The organism is Kitasatospora purpeofusca, assembly GCF_042691725.1.
Classification (GTDB): Bacteria; Actinomycetota; Actinomycetes; order Streptomycetales; family Streptomycetaceae; genus Kitasatospora; species Kitasatospora purpeofusca_B.
In genome coordinates, this window is record NZ_CP170483.1 from 8,838,170 (window position 1) to 8,861,339 (window position 23,170).

The following is a 23,170-nucleotide window of genomic DNA, read 5'->3' on the forward strand; positions in this document are numbered from 1 at the left end:
GGGAAAATGATGTTCGTGCGCTCGTGAGCTGAATCAGCGGACCGTCGCCCGGATTCATCACGGTTCTTGATTTATTTCAGTAGAACATGAGGGGGTCGAATTGGCAACAAAATAACAAACCGTGATGGACGGTAGAAGTGTCTACGAATCAGATGATTTCAATGGCGCCGCGAAACCTTGGGAGCACGGGGCAAGCGGGCCCTTCCGCTCCCGAGCCCGCCCGCCCGCGCCGGAGGCGGTGACGGAATGTACCGGGTCACCGCCCGTCGAGCCGCGTGACGGCCTCGTGGATCTCCCGTTTCACCCGGAGGAATTCCTCGGCGGCCTCACCCGGGTCGGCATCGCCCAATGCTCCCGCGCGGGCCTTTGCCTCGATGCCGGCCGCGAGGTCGGAGAGGCGGCCGGCTCCCAGCGCCTTTGCGCTCGACTTCAGCGTGTGCGCGGCCCGCTGCGCCGTACTCCTTTCCGGGTCCGCCATGGCGGATATCAGGCCCGGAGCGTCCTCGACGAACAGGCCGACCAGTTCCGCGACCGAGGCGGCGTCGCCGAGGTCGTCGCGGAGCCTCTCCAGAACGGCCGGATCGACGGCCGAACCGGATACCGGCGGTGCGGCCGTGGCCGCGGCCGTCGCCGCGGCTCGGCGCCCGGCGGCCGACGGAGCCTTTCCCAGCGCCTCGGCCAGCTGTTCCATCTTGATGGGCTTCGAGATGTAGTCGTTCATTCCTGCGGCGAGGCAGGCCTCCCGATCGCCCTGCATCGCGTTCGCGGTCATCGCGATGATGTAGGGCCGACGGTCGTCGGCGATCACCCGGCCGATCGTCCGAGTCGCTTCGAGGCCGTCCATGACGGGCATCTGGACATCCATCAGGATGACGTCGTAACTGCCGTCCCTGGCCGCGTCGACGGCCTGGCTGCCGTCCTCGACGATCTCGATCCCGTAGCCGAGCTTCTTCAGGAGGAGCGTGGCGAGCTGCTGGTTCACCGGATTGTCCTCGGCGAGCAGGATCCGGAGATCCGAGGGCGCCGAGGTGTGCTGCGCCGGTCCGTCCTCGGGGGCGCCCGTGCGGCCGGTCACCGCGGTCAGGAGGGCGTCGTGCAGGTGCGACGCCCTGATGGGCTTGGTCAGCGAGGCGGAGAACTCGGTACGGTCCGTCGGATCGCGGGGGGTCGCCAGTGAGGTGGCCAGGATCAGCGGCAGGCGCTCGCGTCCCGGAATCCGGTGAACCCTCCTGGCCAGTTCGGCCCCGTCCATGCGTGGCATCATCATGTCCAGGACGGCCACGTCGAACGGGTTCGCCGAGGACAGCAGTTCCAACGCCTTCTCGGGGGATTCGGCCTCGCTGGTCACCATGCCCCAGGACTCCGCATGGCGTCTGATCACCTCGCGGTTCACCGCGTTGTCGTCGACGACGAGAACGCGTTGGAGTCGAAGTGGCTGTTCGGCGTCGGCCGGCCGAGTGGTCCTGACGACCCCCAGGTCGATCATGAAGCTGAACGTGGAGCCCACACCGGATCTGCTCTCCACGACCATGGTCCCGCCCATCAGCTCGACCAGGCGCTTGCTGATCGCCAGGCCGAGGCCGGTCCCTCCGTAGCGGCGGGTCGTGGAGGAGTCGACCTGGCTGAAGTCCCGGAACAGCCGGTCCATGCGCTCCGCGGGGATGCCGATGCCCGTGTCGGAGACCGCGAAGCCGATCCGCGCGGAATCACCGGCAGGCTCGGGCACCGCGCCGGTCTTCACCGAGATGACGATCTCACCGGAGTCCGTGAACTTGACCGCGTTGGACAGCAGGTTGGTCAGGACCTGCCGGATGCGCATCCCGTCGCCGAGCAGGCTGTCGGGAACGTCGTGGTCGACGAGGCAGGCGAGTTCGAGGGACTTCTCCGCGGCGCGCGCGGCGACCACGCTGAGTGCCGAATCCACGGTGTCGCGCAGGGAGAACCCGATGCGTTCCAGCTCCAGTCCGCCGGCCTCGATCTTGGAGAAGTCCAGGACGTCGTTGATGATTCCGAGCAGCGCTTCCCCGCTGGAGTTGATGATCTCGGCGAAGTTCCGCTGCTCGGGCGTGAGCCGGGTGGTGAGCAGCAGCTCGGTCATGCCGATCACCGCGTTCATCGGCGTCCTGATCTCATGGCTCATCGTGGCCAGGAACGCGCTCTTGCTGCGTGCCGCACCCTCGGCGGCGGCTCGGGCGTCGCGCAGCTCCTGCTCCGCGAGCTCCCTCGCCGCCACCCGCGACAGCTGCGCGCCGACCTGGAGCAGCAGCTTCTCCAGGATGTCGTCGCGCTTGATCTCCCCCGGCGCGGCGAAGAACTCGAGAGCGAGGATGAGCCGCCCGTCGAGGAAGGCGGGGACGACGAGGCACTCGGTGACCCCGGACTCCCGGCATCGCGCGAGGTACTCGACCTGCCCGCTCCCGACCTGGCCGGATTCGTTCCCGACCTGGAGCGTCACCGTGCTGCCGGACGCCAACGCGCGCCGCACCGGTTCGTAGTCGTGCGGAAGGACGAGCGTGTCGCTCCGCTGGAGCGCGGGCAGCCGCGCGGGCTCGTCCGTCCACCAGTAGCGGGAAGGAGAGGTCAGCGCTCCGTCGTCCGGGGACACCAGCAGGGCATGGCCGACGGGGCTCCGTACGAAGGTGCAGATCCCCTTGACCGTCGCCGGCAGCGGATCGGTGGCGTGGGTCGCGTTGTTGCACGCGGCGGCCACCGACTCGAGCAACTCCAGGCCGCGCTGCTTCTCCAGCTCCAGTTCCTTCGCGGCATGCAGCTTTCGGATCATGTCCTCCGATATCAGCTCGGCCTGTCGGCGGGCCTTGCGCTCCTTCTCCAGCAGACCTTCAAGAATGGCTTCCTGATTATTGCCCCGGGCGGGCTCCATCGGGACCTCCTGATGACGTCAGGGCCACCTCGTACACGCATTCCTCGTCGCCCCTCCTGGTGCACTTGGTCTGCTTGATGTCGGCAATTTCCCGGAAGTTCTCCGCGGCCCCTTCGATGAGGCCCTCCCCGAACCAGCACAACTGCCGTTCGGATCGGTAGCTCATGACCAGAACGTCGTCGGAGGAGGTGTCGAAGGTGAAGCTCGGGACGTCGGCGCCCGGGTACAGCCGCCGCACCTCCGGATGGATGATGTCCTCCAGCGTCAGCAGGAACGTCCGGGTCGAGCTGTGTCCGTCGAAGAAGGCCGGATACCTCTCCGCGAAGATCGGTATGGATTGCCGGCCCAGCCATCGCACGACCTCGTCCTCGGACATGCCCAGCCCGGCGGCCGCGGCGGCCACGATCCTGAAGAACTCCTCATCGGGATAGTTGCCGAGCGAGGTGTAGGCGCCTTCGACGCCGGCGGCGTCGATGATCTCGCCCCACATCCTCGGTCCGTATTTCTGCGAGACGATCTCGTCGAGAAGATCGAAAATGACGCCTTTCATGGCATCGTGTCCTTCGCTGGAGTTCCGAAGCCGCCGGCTCGGGCGCATGGTCACCGAAAATGACGGTCCAGCGTTTGTGCCGGCGTCGGTTTCGGTATCGGCGTGTCAGCCAAATCCAGCATACGCTTGCACGGCTACGCGTGCGATTCAATTGGATACGGTGGGTGACGTGAATCGCCGCATTCTCCGCACCGTGACCGGGCCGTGGTGGATCACCGGCCTGCCGAGGCCGCCGAGGTGTCAGGCGCTCCACCGGTGGGCGCCGGGACGGCGGGCGCGGCGGCGCGACGCTGTCGCCGCAGCCAGACCGAGAGCACCACGCAGGGGAGGACGAGCCCGCAGATGCTGAGCGCGAGGAATTCCGCGAAGCCGGTGATGTGGTTCACCAGCCACCCGAAGTTCTGCCCGAAGAAGCCGACCACGAAGGAGAGCGGGAGGAACACGGTGGCGACGACGGTGAGCCGTTCCATGGTCGCGCTCTGCCGGAGGTTGATCTTGTTCTGCTCCATCGAGATGACGGCGATGTTCGCCTCCAGGATGGTGGCCAGCAGATCGCGCTGGGCCGCGACCTCCTCGTTCGCCAGCATGAGGTGGTCGTGGACGTCGCGGAAGTACGGCAGGATCTCGGTGGGCGTCTTGCCCGGCTGCAGTCGTCGACCGACGACGGCCAGCAGGGGGTGAACGACGCGGTAGAAGTCCGTGGCCTCGCGGCGCAGGAAGTAGATCCGCTCGGTCGGTGCGATCGCCCCGGAGAAGACCGTGGCCTCGATCTCCTCGATGTCGCGCTCGAGTTCGGTGACGACGGGGGAGTAGCCGTCGACGACCTGGTCGAGGATCGCCCAGAGGGTCGAGGCACTCCCGGTCCGCAGCAGCTCGGGGCGGCGTTCGAGCCGGCAGCGGGCTCCTGCCAGCTCGCTGGCGATGCCCTGGCGCACGGTGATCACGAAGTGCTCGGCGAGGAAGATGCTGATCTCGCCGGTGTCGACCTCCTCGCGGGCGTCGTCGTAACGGGCGGTGCGTAGGATGATCAGCTCGGTTCCGTCCTCGTACTGCTCGGCCTTGGGGCGGAGGTGAAGCGCCTGGGCGTCCTCGACGGCCAGCTCGTGCAGCCCGAAACTGGCCCGCACCTGGGCCAACTCCTCGGCGGTCGGTTCGAACAGGCCCAGCCAGATGAACCCGTCCTCGGCACAGTGCGCGGCCGCCTGCTCGAGTGCCATGGGCCCCTCGTGCTGCCGGCGCCCGGCGCGGTAGTGCGCGCAGTCGACGATCATGGCTCTCCTCCTTGCCGAGGCTGCCGTCTCTGCCGGGTGACCCCGCGTGCGGGGCTGTACCCACACAGAACACATGCTCCTCCGATCCGGGCCGACCGTCTCGAGGCAGCCGGGCAACGCCCGCCGCCGTGGCTCCCGGGCGGCAGCCCGGGCGGAGCTCCGGCCGGTGACTGCCGCCCCGGTGCCGAGCCGTGGCTCGGTCTACTTCCCGGGTCGGCCGAGCTGGTGGACCCGCCAGCCTGCGGTGCGCCAGGGCGCCGGGCCGAGGGTGGTGCGGCAGTCGACCAGCACCGGGTTGGCGGGCAGGTCCGCCAGGGCGGCGGGGTCGGCCTGCCGGTACTCGGGCCATTCGGTCGCCAGGACCACCAGTTCGGCGCCGGTGAGCGCGGCGGTGAGGTCCGCGGTGGAGTCGAGTTCGGGGGTGCGGACCATGGCGTTGGCCACGGCCTGGGGGTCGTGCACGGTGACGACGGCGCCGGCGCGGTGCAGGGCCAGGGCCAGGGCGAGGGCCGGGGATTCGCGGACGTCGCTGGTGTTGGGCTTGAACGCGGCGCCCAGCACGGTGACTCGGGTTCCTCGCAGCGGCCGGTCACCGAGGGCGTCGGTGATGAGGTCCATGGCGACGCCGGTGCGGGATTCGTTGATCTTCTCGGCGGCGAGCAGGAGATCGGCCGCGGCGGTGGCGCCGAGCATTCGGGCGGAGGCGGTGAACGCCCTGACGTCCTTGGGCAGGCAGCCGCCGCCGTAGCCGATGCCCGGCTGCATGCCGCCCGCGCCGATCCGCGGGTCGATGCCCAGGATCTCCACGATCCTGGCGACGTCGCCGCCGGCCTTCTCGCACATGTCCGCGACGCCGTTGATGTAGCTGATCTTGAGGCCGAGGAAGGTGTTCGCCGCGCCCTTCGCCAGCTCCGCCGTCGCCGGGTCGCAGACGAACAGCGGGACGCCGGTGTCCAGGATCCCGGCGTACACCGCGCGGATCGCCTTCTCGCCCTCCGCGCTGGTGACCCCGGCGATGACGCGGTCCGGGCGCAGGGTGTCCTCCACCGCGTGGCCCTCGCGGAGGAACTCCGGGTTCCAGACGACCTCGACGTCGGTGCCGGCGGGGGCCAGGCGCTGGGCGAGGGTGGTGACTTCGGCGGTGGTGCCGACGGTGACCGTCGACTTGCCCACGATCGTGCAGGCCGTGGTGAGGTGGGGGGCGAGCCGGCGGATGGCGCCGAAGACCTGGCCGTTGTCGTAGGAGCGGCCGTCGGCGTCGATCGGGGTGCCGACGCCGATGAAGTGCAACTCGCGCCTGGCCCGAGTACAGGCGCATCTGGTCCGTGTTGCGCAGGCTCGGCAGGGTTTGAACCTGCGCGCCCCGACAAGCAGCCGGGAGCTCTGGCCAACTGAGCTTACGAGCCGACCGCCCCGCGCCAGGCTGTCGCCCTGATCGGCCGAGGCCAACTGTGACCCGAGGCAGGTCGCATGCGCTGATCCTATGAAGCCACCAGGGCGGTGGTCGAACGGTTTCTGGTCGTGCGAGCCAGCGAGGGAGCAGGCCGGCACAGCGGGAGGAAGCGATCCGGCATGCCGACCCTGACCTGGCCTTTCACGAACTTCCGGTCGGAACCGTTTTCGCTGCGGATTCTCATCACTGTTGGCGTGTCAGTTCGGGGCGGGGAAGAGGGATTCCTGGGTGGCCTGGTAGCGGTAGGACTCGGTGCCGGTCTGGATGAGGGTGCAGCGGAAGGTGATCCGGTTGGCGATTTGTGCGGCGTGCGCTTCCAGGACGGCAGCCAGCTCTGGGTCCAAGAGCGGTGCCAGGCTGCTGACTCCGCGCAGGTCACGGGCCATCTCGAACAGTGGCAGCTGCCTCCAGCGCGACCGGACGGAGTGCAGTCGCCGGTCCGGTGGCCTGTCCGCGGTGTGATGCGTTCGAGGCGGCGGGCCGCCGCGCGGACGCAGGGTCCCGACGATGAACGGCTGGTGGCCGGTGCGGGCTGCGACCGTCAGGTCGACGCGCGTCTTGTTGTCCGGCCCGGCGATCAGGTTGGCCTGTCGGCGGCAAAGCCGGCAGACGCGTCCTGGGCGGCCACCTTGCGGTCACAGACCTCGCAGTGATCGCCGGTGGCCTTCGCGACGAAGCCCCAGCACGCCTTGCACCGAGGGCGGTTGAGCCATCCCCAGCCGAGGTAGTCCCGGAAGCTTCGTGTCGCCCAGGGACGGCGACGGCGTATCGGTGCGCTCACAACGGCGGCCCGGACCGGCCGGGACGGCGCCGGAGGGCAACCGGACTGCCGCCTACGACCTTCCGCTCGGCCTGCTCATCCCCGTTGTCCGGCTGCCGGCGCTCGATCGGTTCGGGAACCAGGAGGTCGGCGGGCGTGCACTGCAGCACCGAGCAGATCACGTCCAGGTCGTCGAGGCGCACGGTCAGCGGGCGCCCCGACCACAGGTGCGACATCTTGCCGGCCGAGATGACCAGCCCGGCGTCCGCGAGCATGCGCTGCAGCTCGGATGCCTTCCAGATGTCGCGTTCGCCGAGGGCCTCAGGGCGGCACGGACCTTCCGCCGCGAGCACCAGCACCTGGACGTTCCCTACGACTACGTCGCCGAACAGGCAGGGCGCCGCTTCCGTCTGGGGGAGTGGATCTCACGGCAGCGCCGCGACGTTGCCCAGCTCACCCGCGGGCAACTCGACGCCCTGCAAGCCCTGCACATGCGCTGGATCCCGCGGCAGAAGACGCCGGCCCACTGACGGGGAACCGCTGCCGCCCGAGCGGGTGCACGGTCAGGTCCTGGTGGCCGGCTCCCTGCCCGGCGGTGCGTCATCGACGCCGCCGGAGGTGAGGGGCGGATGCCGTCCGGACGGCAGGACGTGGGAGCGTGCTGGAACAGGGAGCCGTGGGACGGCGGGCGGGGTTTCGGGCGACCTTACAAAGGAACTCAATGAACAAACAACTTGTTTGTTCATTGTTCTGACGTCATCCTGTCTCCATGACACTCGATTCGACCCCTGCCGCCCGGCGGCACGAGGCCGCGCTGGAGAAGCTGGCAGTCCTACGGGCGCGCCCCGACCTGCAGGAGGACCCGCCCGCATGGGCGCCCGCCAGGCGCCTGTGGGACGGAGTCGAGGTACTGAGCAAGGTCATGGACGCCAGCACGCGCTCCCCAGACGGCGACGAGCCCGCCATCGCCACCGACGACCTCGCGGCCGCCCTCGCCCTGTTCGAAGACCTCCGCCAGCAGCTCGACCACCTGGAATGCCAGGTGATCATGGAAGCCCGGCGCCACGGCATGGACTGGAACCAGATCAAGGACCAGCAGAGCCTCAAGACCCCGCAGGCCGCCGCCCAACGCTATCAACGGCTGATGACCCGCCTCGAAGAGATCCGCCAGGGCATGCGCTGACAGCCCGTTTCACCTCCACAGCGAAGGAGCGCGTGATGACCGACACCCCCGACGCGATCGGCGCCCTGCTGGGCGCAGGGCCGCGCCGCGCCGTGCCGCTGCCCGACCCCGCGCAGCGTCGCCGGCTGCGCACCGAGTACGGGCTCACCAAGACCGAGACCGCCACAGCCCTGGGAGTCAGCCCCAGCACGTTCTCGGCCTACGAGTCGGGGCAGCGCGAACCCCAGGGCGAAGCCCGCACAGCCTACGCGCGGCTGCTGGACGGCATCGCCGCCCAACTCGCCCCCGAGCACGCCCTGGAGGAACCCGCCGCTTCGGAGCCGTTCACAGCCCCCGCCCCAGAGCAGCCCACCGCCCCGGCCGTCCCGATGCTGGACCAGAACCCGGACGGTTCCCTGGCGATGGCGCCACCGCGACCGTGCGTGCAGTGCGGCCAGCCCTCCGTCTACCGCGCGCAGGGCCACCCGATGCACCTGGGCGGGTTCTGCCGCCCCGGCACCATTCCCGCTGCCGCGGCGCCGCCCGCTCCCCTCCCGCATGCCTCGGCCGAGTCCGCTGCCTCGGTCGCCCCGGTCGCTGCGCCCCGCCAAGCCGCCCCCGCCTCGACGAACAGCGGGACAGCGGTGTCGCGGCGTACGCCGTCGTCGCGCCCAGCGGCGCCTTCGCGGGCCCGGAAGGCTCCGGCGAAGAAGCCGGCGACGGCGGCTGAGGGGCCGTCGGATTGGCAGGTTGCCGCGGCCGCGCGTTTCCCGTCCGGGCCGCTGGCGGTGGTGGACGTGGCACCGTCGGGCAAGGCGCTGGTGGCCTACCTGGCCGACGGCACCCCGGCTGCGACCGCGCCGGCCGGGCGCACGCTCACCGACGTCGTGGAGTGGGCGCTGCAGACCAAGCTGGGCTCGCCGCGCCTGCACCGGCATGGCAAGGACGCCGATGCCCTGGTCGTCCTGACCGACGCCGTGCTCGCGGAGCTCGGCCTGCCGCCGATGGGCCGGGACGAGAAGAAGGAGTTCGTCCAGCGCCTCGGCCAGTTGCCGAAGACCCACAAGGCCGTCAAGCAGGTGGAGAAGGCCGACTGGCTGCTGACCCAGCGTGGTCTGGGCCCCTGGACGCGCATCTTCCGTACCCCCGAGGACGGCAGACGGGTGTGCGTCCAGCTGTGCATCCCCGCCTGGGGCGCCCTCGCGTCCGGTGGCTGGCAGATCCCCGACGACCTGGACGCTTCCGGCCTGGCCCGCCTGCTCGGCACCTACGCCACCCGTGTGCTCACCCCGCGCGGCTCCACCGCCGTCTCCGGCCTGGAACTGGTCACCGCGCTGCGCCCGCCGACGAAGGCGGTGCGCACGGAGGCCGGCTGGACGTCCGGGCCGGTGGAGGGCTCCCGCCCGAGGGAGGCATTCGACCCGGCGCCGCCGGAGGTCCCGGACATCCACCCGCTTGCCCATGACCGAGAGGCGGGCGGTGAACTGGTCACCGAGGCGTGGGACTGGCACCGACCGCTCACCGACCAGGAGCAGGCGGCGCCGTACGCGGTCGGCCTGGACATCAACATGGCGTTCCTCGCCGCCGCCGGCCGCCTGACTCTGCCGCTGTCCGGCCCGGTCCACGAGATGAACCCCGTCTTCGACCCGAAGACCCCCGGGTCCTGGCTGGTGGACCTCTCCCACGTCGAGACCGACCCGCTGCTCCCGTCGCCGTTCACCGCGGACGGCTCCCGGCCGACCGTCCCCGCCTGGTACTCCACAGTGAAGGTCGCCTACGCGTCGGAGCTCGGCGCCCGCCCGCAGCCGCTGGAAGGCTGGCTGCGGTACGAGCACGGCCCCTACCTCGACCCCTGGCACAAGCACCTGCGCGCCGCATACCTGGAGACGATGGCCGCGCTCGGTGTCCCGCTCACCCTCGCCGACACCGACCCGGTCGCGTTCCTCGACGCCATGGCCAACCTCAAGGCGACCGGCGACCCGGCCGAACTCGCGGTGCTGCACGCGATCAAGCAGACCGCCAAGGGCACCATCGGCAAGATGCGCGAACGCCCCCGCGGCCACGGCTACAAGATGGGCGAGCGCTGGGCGGCCCTGGAACGCCCGACCTGGGACCCGCTGATGCGCGCCCTCGTCATCGACACCGCCACCGTCAACCTCCACCGCAAACTCCGCAAGATGGCCGCCGACACTGGCCTGCACACCTTCGCGGTGCTCTCCGACTGCGCCGTCTTCGCCGCCCCCGGACCCGGCGCCCTCGACATCCTCACCCGACCCGACGGAACCCTCACCACCGCGCTGCGCCTCGGGGTCTCGCCTGGGATGGTGAAGTTCGAGGGCTCCCGGCCGATGGCCGAGATCGCCGAGCTGCTGGCCGACGACGCGAACCCGGCCCGGCACATCAAGACCGGCGGCGTCGTCTCCGCCGACGAGTAGTCCCTCTGCGGCCCGCCGGCACCCGCCCGGCGGGCCGCCCACTCCACCGCCACACGAACACGAACACGAGCCGCCCCGGCCGGGGCGGAGGGAAGGACCGATGCCCCGTGGGGGAGATCGACGAGGGCCTGGAGCGCGCCGAGCGCACCCGCCCCATCCCAGTGCACCTCAACACCCGCGTGCGCTTCCTGTGGGAGAAGGTCGCCAAGAACGACACCAAGCGCTTGGCCCAGGCCGCCGGCGTCTCGGTGCGCACCGCCCAGCGCTGGGCCCACGCCCTGACCGCCCTCGCCGCCGGCGAGCTGACCGGCGACATCCCCATGACGAAGGCCAACGCCGCGAAGATCGAGCAAGCGGTGCGGGCGGCCTGGCAGCCGCGGGTGAAGCAGCGGGTGCGCCGCGACGCCGAGCAGCGCGGCTTCATGCTCCACATCCAGGCGACCTTCGGCTACAGCGCGGCCGCAGGTTCCACCGACGACCCGCGCGAGCGCATGATCACGCAGAAGATGCCCGGCTCGGTCGCCCAGCGGCTCTACGAGGCCCGCGACGCCGGAGCCACCCAGGCCCAGCAGGAGCGGATCCTCGCCGACGCCCTGCGCGAGGAGTACTTCAAGGACGGCGGCCGCCGCGCCCGCGGCCTCGACGTCGAGCTCAACGGCATCGCCTGGATGGACATCGAGCTGTAGATCCTGCCCGACGCTGCGCCGTTGCCGTCAAGCTGTGACTGAGTGTTTCAGTTGGCCAGTCAGCGGTTGAGTTGGCCAGTTTTGTACTCGGTTTGGCTTCGACGTCACTCCAGTTCGTCTGGGTCGGTGGCGACAGCGGTGGTAGGCCAGCACCGTTGCAGCTACGGCGTTGCGAAAACGCATGAATGTACATCCTCGATCTGCCGTGTCGATCCGACCGATGCGTCGATGTTGTCGATCTTCTGAGCGCCGGGGCAGCGACAGCTTGGCCTCTTCGACGGAACTCCCAGCGCGGGGGAAGCGAGCTCCAAGTGTCGGGGGTGGCACGTACGGTGGCCTCGGCGCGACCCGGGTGGAAGGAACGGTGGCTGTGGGGACAGTACGGATCACGGATGCGAACCGGTTGTCGATGGTGAAACCGGAGCTGGCCGCGACACTGAACGTCGAGAAGTCCAAGATCACTGCGGACGAGCTGACGGTCGCGTCGAACCGGAAGGTCTGGTGGAACTGCCCGGACTTTCCCGAGGACGAACCGGACTTCCCCATGCACGAACCGTGGGAAGCCGTGGTGAACAACCGCACGGGAGGGTTCCGTAAGCGCTATGGCACAGGCTGTCCGACCTGCCGCATGCGCCGGACATCGGTGCAGGAACTGCGGCTGAAGGCCGAGCTCAGTACGGTCCTACCGATCGACATCGACCGCGATGCCGTTCACTCCAACCGGGTCGAGCGGGTCGACATGGTGGTCGAGGCCGACGGTCTGCGCCTGGTCCTCGAGTTCGACGGTTCCTACTTCCACGGGACGGAGCAGTCGTGCAGGACGGATAGTGCGAAGTCTCGACGGCTTCGCGAGGCCGGTTGGACCGTGGTGCGTATCAGGGAGGCCCGCTCGATCTCCTCGACCCGACCTACGACGTGCAGGTCGGCTTCCTCGCCGAGCCGGAGGCCGCCGCGGCTGACATCCTCGACCACTTGGTGGTCCTCCGTCTGCTGGAGCCGGCAGCGGCAGAGCGTTACCGGGCCCTGGATGCTCCGCAGGCGGAGGAGACGGCGCGGAGGTGGATCCGCGAGCGAATCGGCGAGCAGGCGGCACGGAGACTGGAGTACTCGGCGCAGAACGACGCGTGGGACTCCATGTTCGAGGTCCTGGTGGACTATGAGGCCGACGCTGGCGACTGCTACCCCACAGACGAGGTCTGCGTCGACGGGCGAAATCTGGGACGTTGGTGCCGCAAGCAGCGAGGGCTGCAGCGCACCGGTCGCCTTCGGGCCGACCGGGCCGAGCGCCTGGCCACGATCACCACCTGGTCGTCCCAGACCGCGCACGAAGCCGGTTTCTGGGCCAGCTACGACCGGTACCTGCGGCGGGCCGAACTGACGGATCCGCGCGAGCGGGAGCAGCTGCTGTCGAGCCGCGACGCGACCGTGTGGGCGAACAGCCTCCGCCGACGGCGGGCGGAGCTGATCTCCCGTGGTGACGATCTGCCGGGTGATCAGCTCGAGGCCATGGGGAAGGTAACAGGCTGGTCCTGGGACCCGCACCAGGAGGCCCACGACGCGAAGGTCGCGGTGATGCAGCAGTTCTGTGCCGCCACCGGCCGGCCCGTTTCGTCGATCAAGCAGCGCGAGGAGTGGAACGGGCAGTCCGTCGGCATATGGCTGAACTCCTGGCGCACCCGCCGCGATGTACTGTTGACCTCGCAGGAGGCCGAGCTCGAGGCGCTGCCGGGATGGACCTGGGACCAGCGCGGAGACCAGTGGACCTCGATGCTCCAGCAACTTGCGAACCTCGGGGTGGCACGAGGGCACATACAGCCGAGCCTGACCCTCGGCGACGAGCGGGAGAAGGCGCTCGCCAGGTGGAAGCGCAACAACAAGAGCCGCCTACAGGGGCGCGGAGATGGCAAGGCTCTCCAACTGCGGGCGCTCCTGGCTCAGTACGGGGAGACCCTGCCCTGACCGTGGCTCTGGCTGGCCTTACCTGAGCCGCAGCACGTACGTCGTCGCAACTCGGGCGGGTCCTTCATCTGAGTAGCCATCACAAAGGCTCCCTTCTCACGACCCATAAGGCTATCTCCGGCAACCTTCCGCACCTCGGGGGAACCTCAGGGCACCAGCCGGGGCAGGGCGCCGGATGCTGCCGTTTGCCACTGAACGCCTGGAGGTCGCGGGCCATCGGCGGGATGTGGCACGGCCAGCCCCCTCTCAGGGCCCGGCGCGGACCTCTGCTCCGGCCGGGCGGGTCCTACCAGCCGACCCCGAGGGCCTTCAGCCGCCCGAGCTGCTTGGTCGAGAGCTTGCCGCGGCGGGCTTTTTTGGTTGTTCAGCCAGGACCCGAGGACACCCCGTCCTCCTTGTGGGTGCGCGGAACCAGGGCGTGGCCCTCGTGCTCGACGAAGTCACGAGGCAGCCAGGCCCTACTGGAAGTGGTCCACCCTCGACACCTTCGGCTTTGCCTCGGCCGTAGCCTTCGCGGCCACCAGCTCTTGGTCCTCCTCGATGCCGATCGCCGACAGCAGGTCCCGCTGGTCCTCCTCCAGCTCCGTCCAGCCGGCCCGCTGCCCGCCCCCACCCGCCCGGCGCAGGTAACCGGCCCCTGCTCGCACGGCCTGCCTCAGGCGCGCGGGGCAAGACCGAGGTGGTTGTGGGTCAGTGGTGTCTCGACATGGGCGCCCGTCCATCACCAGGCGCTGTGCTCAATCGCAGCAGCCGCGGGCGGGGGCAGTAAGCAGTCTCGGTTGGCCGCCTCTTGTAGTTCCCTCGTCTACAGATCGTTCCGGTAACGCATGCGATCAACCGGTTACGGACTGCGTGGGCCCTGTGGTATTTCTGGGGATCTTCCGTCTCCCGTCCCCCCTGCGGCCGGGAGCGTGCGGTGGGTGGGACAGGGGGTGGCAGTGGTTGATCTTGCCGTGGCCGAGGCTGCCGAGGAGCCTGACGAGGACGACGATGAAGGGTTCGTTCACCCGATCTTCCGGATGGCCCCGAAGGAGGACAGCGGGTCCGACACTCTGCGCAACTACCGCTACCAGGCGGAGGTAGCCGCCCGGACGTGCCTCGCCATGCTCACCGAGGAGAACATCGATTACATCGTCTGCGAGTGGCACGAGGACTTCGTGATCGCGTACGTGGACGGCTCGGTCGAGCTCGTCTCGGTCAAGCACCGCACCAAGCGCAGGAACCCGTGGAACGTGGCGGACATCTGCAAGGACGGCGGCCTGGCCCACCTCTTCGATCGCTGGCAGGCCTGCGACGGTGCCCGCAACGTCCGGCTGCGCCTCGCCACGAACGCCGGCCTCACAACGGGGAAGACCGGAGCCGCCACGCTCTCTGCCATGTGTGGACCCGATCCGGAGATCATTGCCGGGGTGGACGCCATGGCCGAGTCCGTTGCCCGGTACTTCCTCAGGATCCGATGGAAGCAGCCGTACGCCACCATCCCTGAGGTCCCCGAGGTCTCCAAACTCGTCGACATCACCGTCCCGGTCGGCTTCATCGACACGGTCAAGGACTTCTTCGCCGTGCTGCACATCGACGACGAGCTGCCGTCCCGCGGGGACATCACGGATGTGAACCTGCAGAGGCTTCTTCGCCCGGCGATTGCGACGTTGCAGCGCGAGAACGTCGACACCGAGGCCACCTACCGGCCCTGGTCGAGCGCATCGACAAGGCCAACCGCGACGAGGGCGACCGCGGACAGCTCGCCGTCTACATCGCTGACCCGAGCAGGGTCCGCTACAACGTCCAGGTCCAGCAGCGCATCGCTCGCCGCACCCTGTACCGCAGCACGGTCCTGGAACAGTTCGCCTCCAGCCTCGCCGCCGTGCCGACCTTCTCCCGAGGACAGCTCCCCGTAGTCGCTCCGGGCGGGGGGAACCTGCGCAAGAAGATGGCCCGCGGCGGCATCCCCTCTGACCAAGCCGCTCACGCCGAGCGGCTCCGCTCCGCCTGGTACGTGCTCTGGGAACAGCACCGATCGGGTCTGGCCGGCGACACTACCGAGCTGGCGAACGCGAGCCTGGAAGTGGTGGACGCTGCCTTCGCCAGCCGCGACCAGGCGGAAAGCGAGGCCGCTGACGGTGCCCCGTACGGCCGGCGCATGAATCAGCTGCTCACCCAGTACCTGGTGCCCGCCAACCTCTCGACGGCCCTGCCGTTCAGGGCCAATGGGCAGCACCTGCGCGGCTTGGCCTACGAGCTCTGCGACCGCTGTGACTTCTACTTCTCCGAGCCGTTCGACACCTCCGAGGAGGAAGCGTCGTGACGAGCCACAGCGACCATGCGGCTGCCGTCGCGCGGATCAGAGACCGCGCCCGGCGCCAGGAAATGCGCGAAGCCCACTACCACGAGGCCCGCATCCTCCTGCTGATCGACAGGTTCACTGCGACTAAGAAGGGTCTGAACGGCCTCACGAAGCTCGCCAAGCTCGACTTCCTACTGCGCTACCCCGCCATGCTCGACCGTCTCCTGGCCGAGGACGGCATCAACTGGCCGCACGGGACACAGCCCACCTCCTCCGAGCGCCTCGCCGTCGAGAGCCGCATGACCCGCTACAAGTACGGCCCCTGGGACCAGCGCTACTACAGCATCCTCGGATCGCTCGCCGCCCGCGGCCTGATTACCTACACCGGCGCGGACCGCGCCGAGTTCCGCGTCACTGCCCAAGGGGCGATCGCCGCCACCGCACTGGCCACAACGGACGAGTGGGCCGTAGTGGCCCAGCGGATCGACCTCCTGAGAAGGAACTTCAACAAGTCGGGAACAGCGTTGAAAACCCTCATCTACGATCGTCTGCCGGATGCGGTCGACAGGCCCTGGCGCACGGAGATCTGATGGCAGTCCACCTCCGCTTCATCGCCCTCACCGTCACCACAGCCGACACCGAGAAGACCTACCGCTTCGACGGACCGGCCACCGTCGTCAGCGGCGCCAGCGGCACCGGCAAGTCCAGCCTCCTCATGCTGCTCAAACACGCCGTCGGTGGCAAAGCGATGCTGACCCCCGCCGTCCGCAACCACGTCCACTCGGTCCGCGCCGAGATAGTCGTCGGCGAACAGCACATGGTCCTCAAACGGACCATCAACGACAACCAGACCGACCACGTCGACGTCCTCGACCCCGAAATCCTGACGCTGCGCCGTACTCTCCCCCTGCGCGCCGGCGCCCCCAGAGAGTCGCTGTCCGCCCTGCTCCTGGAAGCGCTGAACTTCCCCCGCGAGAGCATCCCCACCAGCCGCGAGGGAAAGTCCACCACACGCGACCTCACCTTCGTCGACCTCTTCACCTACGTCTACCGGGAAGCCCGCGGCATCGACCGCGAGGTCGTGGGACACCTCGACACCTGGTTCAAGCCCGCGCGTGCTCACCTGTTCAAGCTCATGTTCGGGCTCACCGACAGCACCGTCCTGGAACTTGCACGACTGCTGGGCCTGCTGAAGGAGCAGCTCAGGGCCAAGACGGCCGAGTACGAGAACGTTCAGCGCTTCCTGGCCGCGGCCGACCCGCGCACCGATGAGGAACTTCGCGCCGAGCTCGCGAACCTGCGCGACATGCTGCAGCGTGCCGACTCCGCCCTCGCGGCACTGCGCCACGAACTGGCGGAGAACAGCGCAGCCGATGCGGTCCTCCGCCAGGAACTGCGTGAGGCGGTCGAGAGCGCGAGGCAGGCCGCCCAGGACGTCCTGGCCGCTCAGGAACTCCTCGAAGCCCGGGAAGCGGTCGTTGCCCAGATCGAGGTCGACCTCTCTCGCCTGGAGCGCTCCGCCACCGCGATCGAGAAGCTCTCCCCGTTCGACTTCGTCGTCTGTCCCCGCTGCATGCAGCGGCTCAACGCACGACCGGTCCCGGACGACCACTGCCTGGTGTGCCTGCAGCCCGATCCTGCGGACGACGACGTGGACCCCGCCGCCATCCAGCAGACCCGCAGCGCCTTGGAGCAACAGCTCCAAGATGCCCGGGCCGTCCTGGCTGCCGACGCCGAAGTCCTCCAGACCGCGCAGGAGCGCGTCCAGCAGGCCGACTTCCTGGCACGCACCTTGCGCCGGCAGCTCGACGCACAGACCCGGGACATGGTGGCCCCGCGCTTCGAGGCCATCGCCGATGCCAGCGCCCGCGCGGCCACCCTCAGGGCGAGCATCGATGCGGTGAGCCAGCTGCGCGACTACTGGGCCCGCGCCCGCGCGATTGATCAGGCCGTTCGCGACATCAAGGAACGCCGAGCCCGCGCCACCACCGACAAAAAGGCCCGAACCGCCGAACTTGCTGCACGAGAAGGTCTGGTCACCGACCTCAGCCGGAACTTCAACAGCATGGTCGCCGACCTCCGCCCCGCCCCGTGGATCGAGTCGGCAACCATTGACCCCGCGACCTACCTGCCACTGATCAACGGCGGCTCGTTCGAAACCCTCCAGGCCGACGGCGGCGGCATCGTGACGTGCATCAACGTTGCCTACAGCCTCACCCTGCTGGAGTTCGGCATCACCCACCACGACGTTCTGGTGCCCTCCCTGCTGATCATTGACTCCCCACGCAAGGCCTCGGGCACCAACACCGACGACCAAGAACGCGGTCGCCGCATCTACCACCGTCTCCAAGCGCTCGCCGAGACCTACGGCCCCCGGATCCAGCTGATCATTGCCGACAACGACTCCGCACCGATTCCCAGCGACACCTTCGGGAAGATCGAACTCGACTACGTCCATCCGATGGTCCCCGGAGTGCTCCACCCCGGCCCCGGACACACCAGCCGAACAGAGGACGAATACGAAGACCGATCACGTTGACCAGCGCTGACCACCGGCTGTCCGCGATGACCCTGCCCCCGGTTCGTGGAGCAGGTAGGCGCAGTGCGCGTTGTCCGGCCTGCCGTACCCGACACCCGCGGACCTAATCCAGGAGTGTCACCCGACCAGGCGACGGCGGCTTCGTGTCGTCCCGTTCTGGCCCGTGACCGGTGCCCGTGGGTGATCGGGCGGAATCCATCACGGCGCCCCGGTGATGCTTCCACCAGGCCAAGCCGTCCGGGGCCAGCCCATACTGGCCGGATCCCTGAACTCGGCCCGCGAGGCCCGTCCCCCGCCGAACCTGCCCCGCTGCGCCACACCGCGGAGGGCAGCGGCTGGCCAGCGGGCATGGCGGGACCGCCAGCGAAGACGATCCCGGAGCCCCGCGAACCCGGGGCGGCGAGCTGCCCAGGCCGCTCGCCGGTGAGCCTGTCCCTTCCCGGTCCTCACGGTGAGACCTCGGCACCGGCGCATGCCCCTCCTCTCGACGAAGGCGGCGAGCGTACCCAGGCCTTGCTGGAAGCGGTCCGACCTCGACATCTTCGGCTTCGCCATTCGCGGCCTCCGCGGCCACCAACACGGCGTCAGCCTCGATCCCGACCGCCGCCAGCACGGCCTCCAACGCCGGCAAGCCGCTCGGCCTGTTGACGGCGCCGGTTTGGTGATGACCAAGGGAGAGAGCCGCACGGTTGCCGAAGCCAATGTAGGGAGCCACCCTTCCGGTTGGGGAGGCTCCGGGCATTCTCAGCGCCGCTACAGCGTGCTGCGGCTGCCGTCGGGTTGCTCTGCAGAGAGCCTGGAGAGCCGGAGACGGGATTGAGTCGGAGGTGGTGCCGGTGTCTCGGTTGGCGGCCGGGTCCTGGCCATCAGCAGGGCGATGTCGTCCTCGCCGTGGTGCGGGTTGAGCTCGCCGAGCACGTGGTCGCAGAGCTGCTCCAGGCCCATGCCCTCGGCGGAGAGTGCGGTGCGTAGGGCGCGCAGCCCCTCGTCGATGTGGTGCTTGCGGGACTCCACCAGGCCGTCGGTGAAAAGGCCGAGCACGGCGCCGCCCGGGAGGGTCAGCTCGACATCCTCGAAGGGCTCGCCACCGACACCCAGCGGTGGGTTAGGCGGTACGTCCAGCATCCGGGCGGGCTCGCCGGGGCTGAGTAGCACGGGCGGGAGGTGGCCGGCGTTGGCAAACATGCAGTGCTTGGTGACGGCGTCGTACACGGCATAGAGGCAGGTCGCCAGGTACACCTCGTCCTGAGGGCTGTCACCAGCCATGGCACACACAGTGTCGTCCAATGCGGTCAGCACGGCGCTGGGGCTGAGATCAAGCATCGCCAGAGTTCTCAGCACCGTCCTCAGCTGGCCCATGACGGTCGCGGCGCGCAGGCCGCGGCCCATGACGTCGCCGATGACCAGGGCGGTGCGGTTGCCGGGCAGCGGGATGACGTCGAACCAGTCGCCGCCGACCTCGGTGTTGTTGTTGCTGGGCAGGTAGCGCCGGGCGATCTCCAGGCCGCTGGCGACCGGGTTGCCCGGGGGCAGCAGGCTGCGCTGCAGGATCAGCGCGCGCTCGTGCTCGCGCCGGTAGAGGCGGGCGTTGTCGATGCAGACGGCGGCGCGGGCGACGAGTTCCTCGGCGATGGCGACGTCGCGGGCGTCGAAGGGTTCGCTGCCGATCGCCCGGGAGAGCTGGACCAGGCCGAGGATCTGGTCGCGGGCGACCAGCGGGACGATCAGGGTGGAGCGCAGCAGCGGGTCGGGGCCGGGCTCGGGGACGACGCTGCGGCCGGTGCGCAGCGCCCGGGCGTGCGGGGAGCGGCGCGGGTAGCAGAGGGTGCCGCCGGCCTCGGCGATGGGCAGGCCGGTGACCGAGCCGAGTACCGAGGAGGCGCCGCCGACCACGCTGGAGACGGCGACCCGGCGCAGTTCGCCGCTGTCGTCGGTGAGCACGGTGTCGCCGAGCCGGCCGGTGCTGGGGACGGTCTCGCCGGAGAGCAGCGCGGTGTAGAGGTCGACGGTGGCGAGGTCGCAGAACGGCGGGACGACGACGTCCAGCAGTTCCTTGGCGGTGGTCTCCAGGTCGAGGGTGGAGCCGATGTGGGCGCTGGCCTCGTTGAGCAGGGCGAGGTTGCGGCGCACGCCGTCGGCCTCGCGTTCGGCCACGTGCCGGCTGGTGACGTCGGAGACCTGTCCGGCGACGCCCATCGGCTGGCCGGCCGCGCCGTTGAGGCGGTAGAGCGAGACGGCCCAGAGCCGGTTGGGGACGGCGGCGTGGAAGCGCAGGTCGAAGACGGGTTCGCCGCTGGCGAGGACCTTGCGCAGGGCGGCGGTGAGCCGGTCGGCCTCGGTGTTAGGGAAGATGTCGTGCGGGGTGAGGCCCTCCAGGTCGGTGGGGGCGAGGGCCATCCCGGAGGCGAAGGCGTTGTTGACGCGCTGGAGGCGGAGCCGGTCGTCGAAGAGGATGAAGCCGGTCGGGGTCTGGCCGAAGACCGCCTCCGAAGCGGCCAGTTCCGCCAGCGTTAGGTTGGGCTCACCCAGGCCGACGATGGTTTCGGCGGCGCCGGATTCCGCTTCCGGGTTGTTGATCCGATTGTCCGCGTTGTCCGGCGCGGGGACGGACAACGCGGACAACATGTCATCGGCGGGTTCGAGTCCAAGATTCTCGCGTGCCTCCTGTGTGAGCTGCTCGTTCTCGTCGTTGACGGCGCTTGCTGTTGCCAGCGCCCTGGCAATGTCGTCGAGCTCGGGATCCTGGGTGGCAGGGATCGGGTCCCACCAGGTGAGCTCCGATGGCGTGGGCAGGCTCGCGTCTTGCGGTTCCCCACGCAGTCGGTCAAGTTCGTGCTGCAGGGCGTCGGCGCGTCGAAGGGCGACATCCTTGAGCTGGAGGGCTTCCTGCTGTTCGATCTCAGCGCGTGCTCGTTCCTCACGTGCCTTCTCCAGCAGGTTGGATGTGGTGGCGAGCTTGCGATGAACGTCGTCCTGAGTGGGGAGGCTCGATGCGCTGAAGCGAAGCCGGTCCGACTCCCGCTGCAGTTCGCGGTACTTCTCGTTCAGATGGTTCACCATGTGTAACAACATCAAGACCAGTTGATTGCTCTGAGCTAGTGCCTGATTGCTTCTAAGCAGCGCATCCTGGGCTTGCATCAATTTGTTCTGTACGTCGATGGTGTGTTGCTGGTTGCGCACGAGTAGGGCGTGGGAACTGTCGGACGTGGCAGAGCCGGTAGGGGTCTGGGCGTCCTCGACCTGCTTCAATACCGCGAGGGCCTGCTTTAGACGTCGGGCCTGTACCTGCTCGTCTGGTGTGCACACCTCGACGATTGCGCCGACGAAGTCCCGATCGAGAGCCTTCCCTCTCAGACGCTCACCAATTGCGCTCCGCCGTGGCGCAGGCCGACCGCCGAACTGCTCGGGCGTGAAGGACTGTGCAATCGCGTCCAACGTCAGCCCGGACTCGTTCACCCATGCCTGCAGTAGCGCGACCAAAGCAGCTGTGTTGGGATCGAGACCGGGCAGCGGCGCGCGCCTCCTCCCGCTAGCGTTCCGCAGCCGCCCCGTTGTAGCCAGCGTCTTCTCGTTCATGGAGTCCGTTTCGTCTTGTCCGTCGTTGTCCGTCGGACAAGCGGACGGGCTGGCTACTGGTCCTGGCCCTGAGGCATCGTCGGAATCCGCGCCGCTGGTCGTCAGCGGCATCGGGCGGCCGACGAACCCTGGCTGAAAGGCGGCCCGACTGTTGAACACCCAGATTGGGGAATTCTTGATGCTCGATCAGATGCCGGTGGTCCACCTTCTGCAGGGCCGGCCTGCCTTTCTGGCCATCGTGGTGACCGGCGTGCTACTGATCTGCAGCGCACATGCCCCCCTGTGGTCCTGAGCGATCCGGTGGTGGCATGGGAACTCTACGCGGACTGGAGCCACTGGGCAGCGAGAAGGCCGAGGACTGGGACCCGATGACCCATCTCCTCGCCCGGCTAAGCGTCCTTACGCAGCGCCAGTTCGACATCGTCATCCTGAAAGCGGCCGGCCGCTCCAGCCACTTCATCGCCTGGTTCCTGGGCACGCACCCGAGCACGGCGGACCGCGACCTGCGGCGCGCCATGAACCAGCTCGACGTCGAGCTGCGCCCGCTGAACCTCCTGAAGCCCACCGACACCCGCACCAGCAGAGGAGACCGCCGGTGAACCAGCCACCCGTCGGCCCCCGGACCGGAACGCCCCGCGTCCCGGGCGCCGGCTCGCCGACCACGACCTCGACCTCGAACTCCTCACCGACACCGCGACCGGCACCCACGCCTGGTCGGCCGGCTACGTGGCGACCGGCGACCGGGCGGTGGCGGTGGACCTGATCCTCGCCGAACGCGAGGCCGACCCGCCGCCCGCCGCAGGCCGGCCGGCGGGCCGGGCCTGGGTGCCGCGCTGCGGCGCATCGCGGAGGACGTCGCACGCCATCGGGCGGGCCGCTACCAGGAACCCGACTGGTGGCGCGAGTACAACCGGGCCCGCCTCGGCCTCAACTCGCTCTCCCGCTCCGCGCTCACCGGCCCCAAGGCGCTGGCCATGCTGGCCCGCTTCGCCCGCAACGACGACGGCCCGATCACGGTCTTCGACCCCGACACCGACCTGGAGATCGAAGGCGCCAGGATCTTCGGCTGTCTGCTCCATCTGGCCGGGCACCCACTCTCGGCCGCCTTCTGGTGGAGGATCGCCGCCGGGGCCGGCGACCGGACCGCCGCGTTCGCCATCTACCTCCAGCACCTGGAGCACGGCGAACTCGACGAGGCGAGTCACTGGTTCACCGAAGGCTGCCTGGCCGGCGCGGGCGGCCAAGGCATGGCGCCCGCCGTGCCGCCGCTGCCCGGCTACTTCAAGGTGGTCACGGCCGTCATGCCGCCCTGGTACCCCGCTGAGAACGCCCAGCCCGCCGCTGGCCTCGTCGACGAGGTCGAGCGCCTGGTCGTGCACGCCGACCCCGCCGACGCCGCCAACTTCGACGGCATCGCCCGCCGCCCCGGCCCCCGGCTCGCCAGCCGGCTGGAGGAACTCGCCGGACACCGCTGACCCTATGCGTGGGGCAACCAGTGTGGCTGACGTCACATTTAGTGGAAGACAGCCCCAGATCGTTGGAACCGGACAGTGTCGTGCACGTAACCTCTAAGTACGCCATCAGGGGCTCGGGTTCAACAGCGGACCACGGCCC

General features: G+C 69.2%; 19 protein-coding genes, 1 tRNA gene and 1 pseudogene. 12 read left to right on the top strand and 9 right to left on the bottom strand.

Features of this window, described 5'->3' with window-relative positions; all coding sequences use genetic code 11:
• Positions 1–256: 256 nt before the first annotated feature.
• The 7 genes from ACFCLZ_RS37800 to ACFCLZ_RS37830 form a co-directional block, all read right to left on the bottom strand.
• Positions 257–2,881 carry a response regulator gene (locus ACFCLZ_RS37800; RefSeq protein ID WP_380282451.1) on the bottom strand — a complete coding sequence of 875 codons (2,625 nt, stop codon included), beginning with the start codon at positions 2,879–2,881 and terminating at the stop codon, positions 257–259.
• Entirely contained in the window at positions 2,859–3,431 is a 573-nt protein-coding gene (locus tag ACFCLZ_RS37805) for a heme NO-binding domain-containing protein (RefSeq protein WP_380282452.1), read from the bottom strand. The genes ACFCLZ_RS37800 and ACFCLZ_RS37805 overlap by 23 nt, the downstream gene beginning before the upstream one ends.
• Positions 3,432–3,643: 212 nt before the next feature.
• Complete coding sequence (locus ACFCLZ_RS37810; protein ID WP_380282453.1) at positions 3,644–4,702, bottom strand: magnesium and cobalt transport protein CorA; 1,059 nt, start codon at positions 4,700–4,702, stop codon at positions 3,644–3,646.
• Positions 4,703–4,903: 201 nt separating this feature from the next.
• The gene (locus ACFCLZ_RS37815) at positions 4,904–6,076 is read right to left on the bottom strand and encodes a UDP-glucose dehydrogenase family protein (RefSeq protein WP_380286394.1); all 1,173 of its coding nucleotides are present in this window, start codon (positions 6,074–6,076) and stop codon (positions 4,904–4,906) included.
• Positions 6,036–6,109 (bottom strand) — tRNA-Ser (locus tag ACFCLZ_RS37820). The genes ACFCLZ_RS37815 and ACFCLZ_RS37820 overlap by 41 nt, the downstream gene beginning before the upstream one ends.
• A gap of 243 nt (positions 6,110–6,352) precedes the next feature.
• Positions 6,353–6,499, bottom strand: a complete 147-nt coding sequence (locus tag ACFCLZ_RS37825) for a hypothetical protein (RefSeq protein ID WP_380282454.1) — start codon at positions 6,497–6,499, stop codon at positions 6,353–6,355.
• 433 nt (positions 6,500–6,932) lie between these two features.
• Positions 6,933–7,274, bottom strand: coding sequence for a helix-turn-helix domain-containing protein (locus ACFCLZ_RS37830; protein ID WP_380282455.1), 342 nt, complete (start codon positions 7,272–7,274; stop codon positions 6,933–6,935).
• Between ACFCLZ_RS37830 and ACFCLZ_RS37835 the strand changes: the two genes are divergently transcribed.
• From ACFCLZ_RS37835 to ACFCLZ_RS37860, 6 genes and pseudogenes are all read left to right on the top strand, one after another.
• A complete protein-coding gene (locus ACFCLZ_RS37835) occupies positions 7,275–7,445 on the top strand; it encodes a hypothetical protein (RefSeq protein ID WP_380286395.1) in 171 nt (56 codons plus the stop codon).
• Positions 7,446–7,684: 239 nt separating this feature from the next.
• Positions 7,685–8,098, top strand: coding sequence for a hypothetical protein (locus ACFCLZ_RS37840; protein ID WP_380282456.1), 414 nt, complete (start codon positions 7,685–7,687; stop codon positions 8,096–8,098).
• Between the two features lie 35 nt (positions 8,099–8,133).
• The gene (tap, locus tag ACFCLZ_RS37845) at positions 8,134–10,512 is read left to right on the top strand and encodes a telomere-associated protein Tap (protein ID WP_380282457.1); all 2,379 of its coding nucleotides are present in this window, start codon (positions 8,134–8,136) and stop codon (positions 10,510–10,512) included.
• A 107-nt stretch (positions 10,513–10,619) separates the two neighbouring features.
• Positions 10,620–11,198 carry a telomere-protecting terminal protein Tpg gene (gene tpg, locus ACFCLZ_RS37850; protein ID WP_380282458.1) on the top strand — a complete coding sequence of 193 codons (579 nt, stop codon included), beginning with the start codon at positions 10,620–10,622 and terminating at the stop codon, positions 11,196–11,198.
• Positions 11,199–11,607: 409 nt separating this feature from the next.
• Positions 11,608–11,811: pseudogene (locus tag ACFCLZ_RS37855) on the top strand (zinc-ribbon domain-containing protein); the annotation flags it as partial.
• A 245-nt stretch (positions 11,812–12,056) separates the two neighbouring features.
• A complete protein-coding gene (locus ACFCLZ_RS37860; RefSeq protein ID WP_380282459.1) occupies positions 12,057–13,157 on the top strand; it encodes a helicase associated domain-containing protein in 1,101 nt (366 codons plus the stop codon).
• Positions 13,158–13,615: 458 nt separating this feature from the next.
• Here the strand turns inward: ACFCLZ_RS37860 and ACFCLZ_RS37865 are convergent, their stop codons facing one another.
• Positions 13,616–13,804, bottom strand: a complete 189-nt coding sequence (locus ACFCLZ_RS37865) for a hypothetical protein (RefSeq protein WP_380282460.1) — start codon at positions 13,802–13,804, stop codon at positions 13,616–13,618.
• Between the two features lie 291 nt (positions 13,805–14,095).
• On the opposite strand from ACFCLZ_RS37865, the gene ACFCLZ_RS37870 reads away from it, so the two are divergent.
• From ACFCLZ_RS37870 to ACFCLZ_RS37885, 4 genes are read left to right on the top strand one after another with little or no spacing between them, the layout of a single operon-like run.
• Positions 14,096–15,055 carry a dsDNA nuclease domain-containing protein gene (locus ACFCLZ_RS37870; RefSeq protein ID WP_380282461.1) on the top strand — a complete coding sequence of 320 codons (960 nt, stop codon included), beginning with the start codon at positions 14,096–14,098 and terminating at the stop codon, positions 15,053–15,055.
• On the top strand, positions 15,022–15,462 hold the full coding sequence (locus ACFCLZ_RS37875) for a hypothetical protein (protein WP_380282462.1): 441 nt from the start codon (positions 15,022–15,024) through the stop codon (positions 15,460–15,462). The genes ACFCLZ_RS37870 and ACFCLZ_RS37875 overlap by 34 nt, the downstream gene beginning before the upstream one ends.
• Complete coding sequence (locus ACFCLZ_RS37880) at positions 15,459–16,031, top strand: hypothetical protein (protein WP_380282463.1); 573 nt, start codon at positions 15,459–15,461, stop codon at positions 16,029–16,031. The genes ACFCLZ_RS37875 and ACFCLZ_RS37880 overlap by 4 nt, the downstream gene beginning before the upstream one ends.
• The gene (locus ACFCLZ_RS37885) at positions 16,031–17,980 is read left to right on the top strand and encodes a hypothetical protein (RefSeq protein WP_380282464.1); all 1,950 of its coding nucleotides are present in this window, start codon (positions 16,031–16,033) and stop codon (positions 17,978–17,980) included. The genes ACFCLZ_RS37880 and ACFCLZ_RS37885 overlap by 1 nt, the downstream gene beginning before the upstream one ends.
• 753 nt (positions 17,981–18,733) lie before the next feature.
• Here the strand turns inward: ACFCLZ_RS37885 and ACFCLZ_RS37890 are convergent.
• Positions 18,734–21,040 (bottom strand): SpoIIE family protein phosphatase, encoded by a 2,307-nt coding sequence (locus ACFCLZ_RS37890; RefSeq protein WP_380282465.1) that lies wholly within the window; start codon positions 21,038–21,040, stop codon positions 18,734–18,736.
• Between the two features lie 824 nt (positions 21,041–21,864).
• Here ACFCLZ_RS37890 and ACFCLZ_RS37895 point away from each other — a divergent pair.
• Both ACFCLZ_RS37895 and ACFCLZ_RS37900 read left to right on the top strand, forming a co-directional pair.
• The gene (locus ACFCLZ_RS37895; RefSeq protein WP_380282466.1) at positions 21,865–22,155 is read left to right on the top strand and encodes a hypothetical protein; all 291 of its coding nucleotides are present in this window, start codon (positions 21,865–21,867) and stop codon (positions 22,153–22,155) included.
• Positions 22,156–22,530: 375 nt separating this feature from the next.
• The gene (locus ACFCLZ_RS37900; RefSeq protein ID WP_380282467.1) at positions 22,531–23,031 is read left to right on the top strand and encodes a hypothetical protein; all 501 of its coding nucleotides are present in this window, start codon (positions 22,531–22,533) and stop codon (positions 23,029–23,031) included.
• The last annotated feature ends 139 nt before the right edge of the window (positions 23,032–23,170 follow it).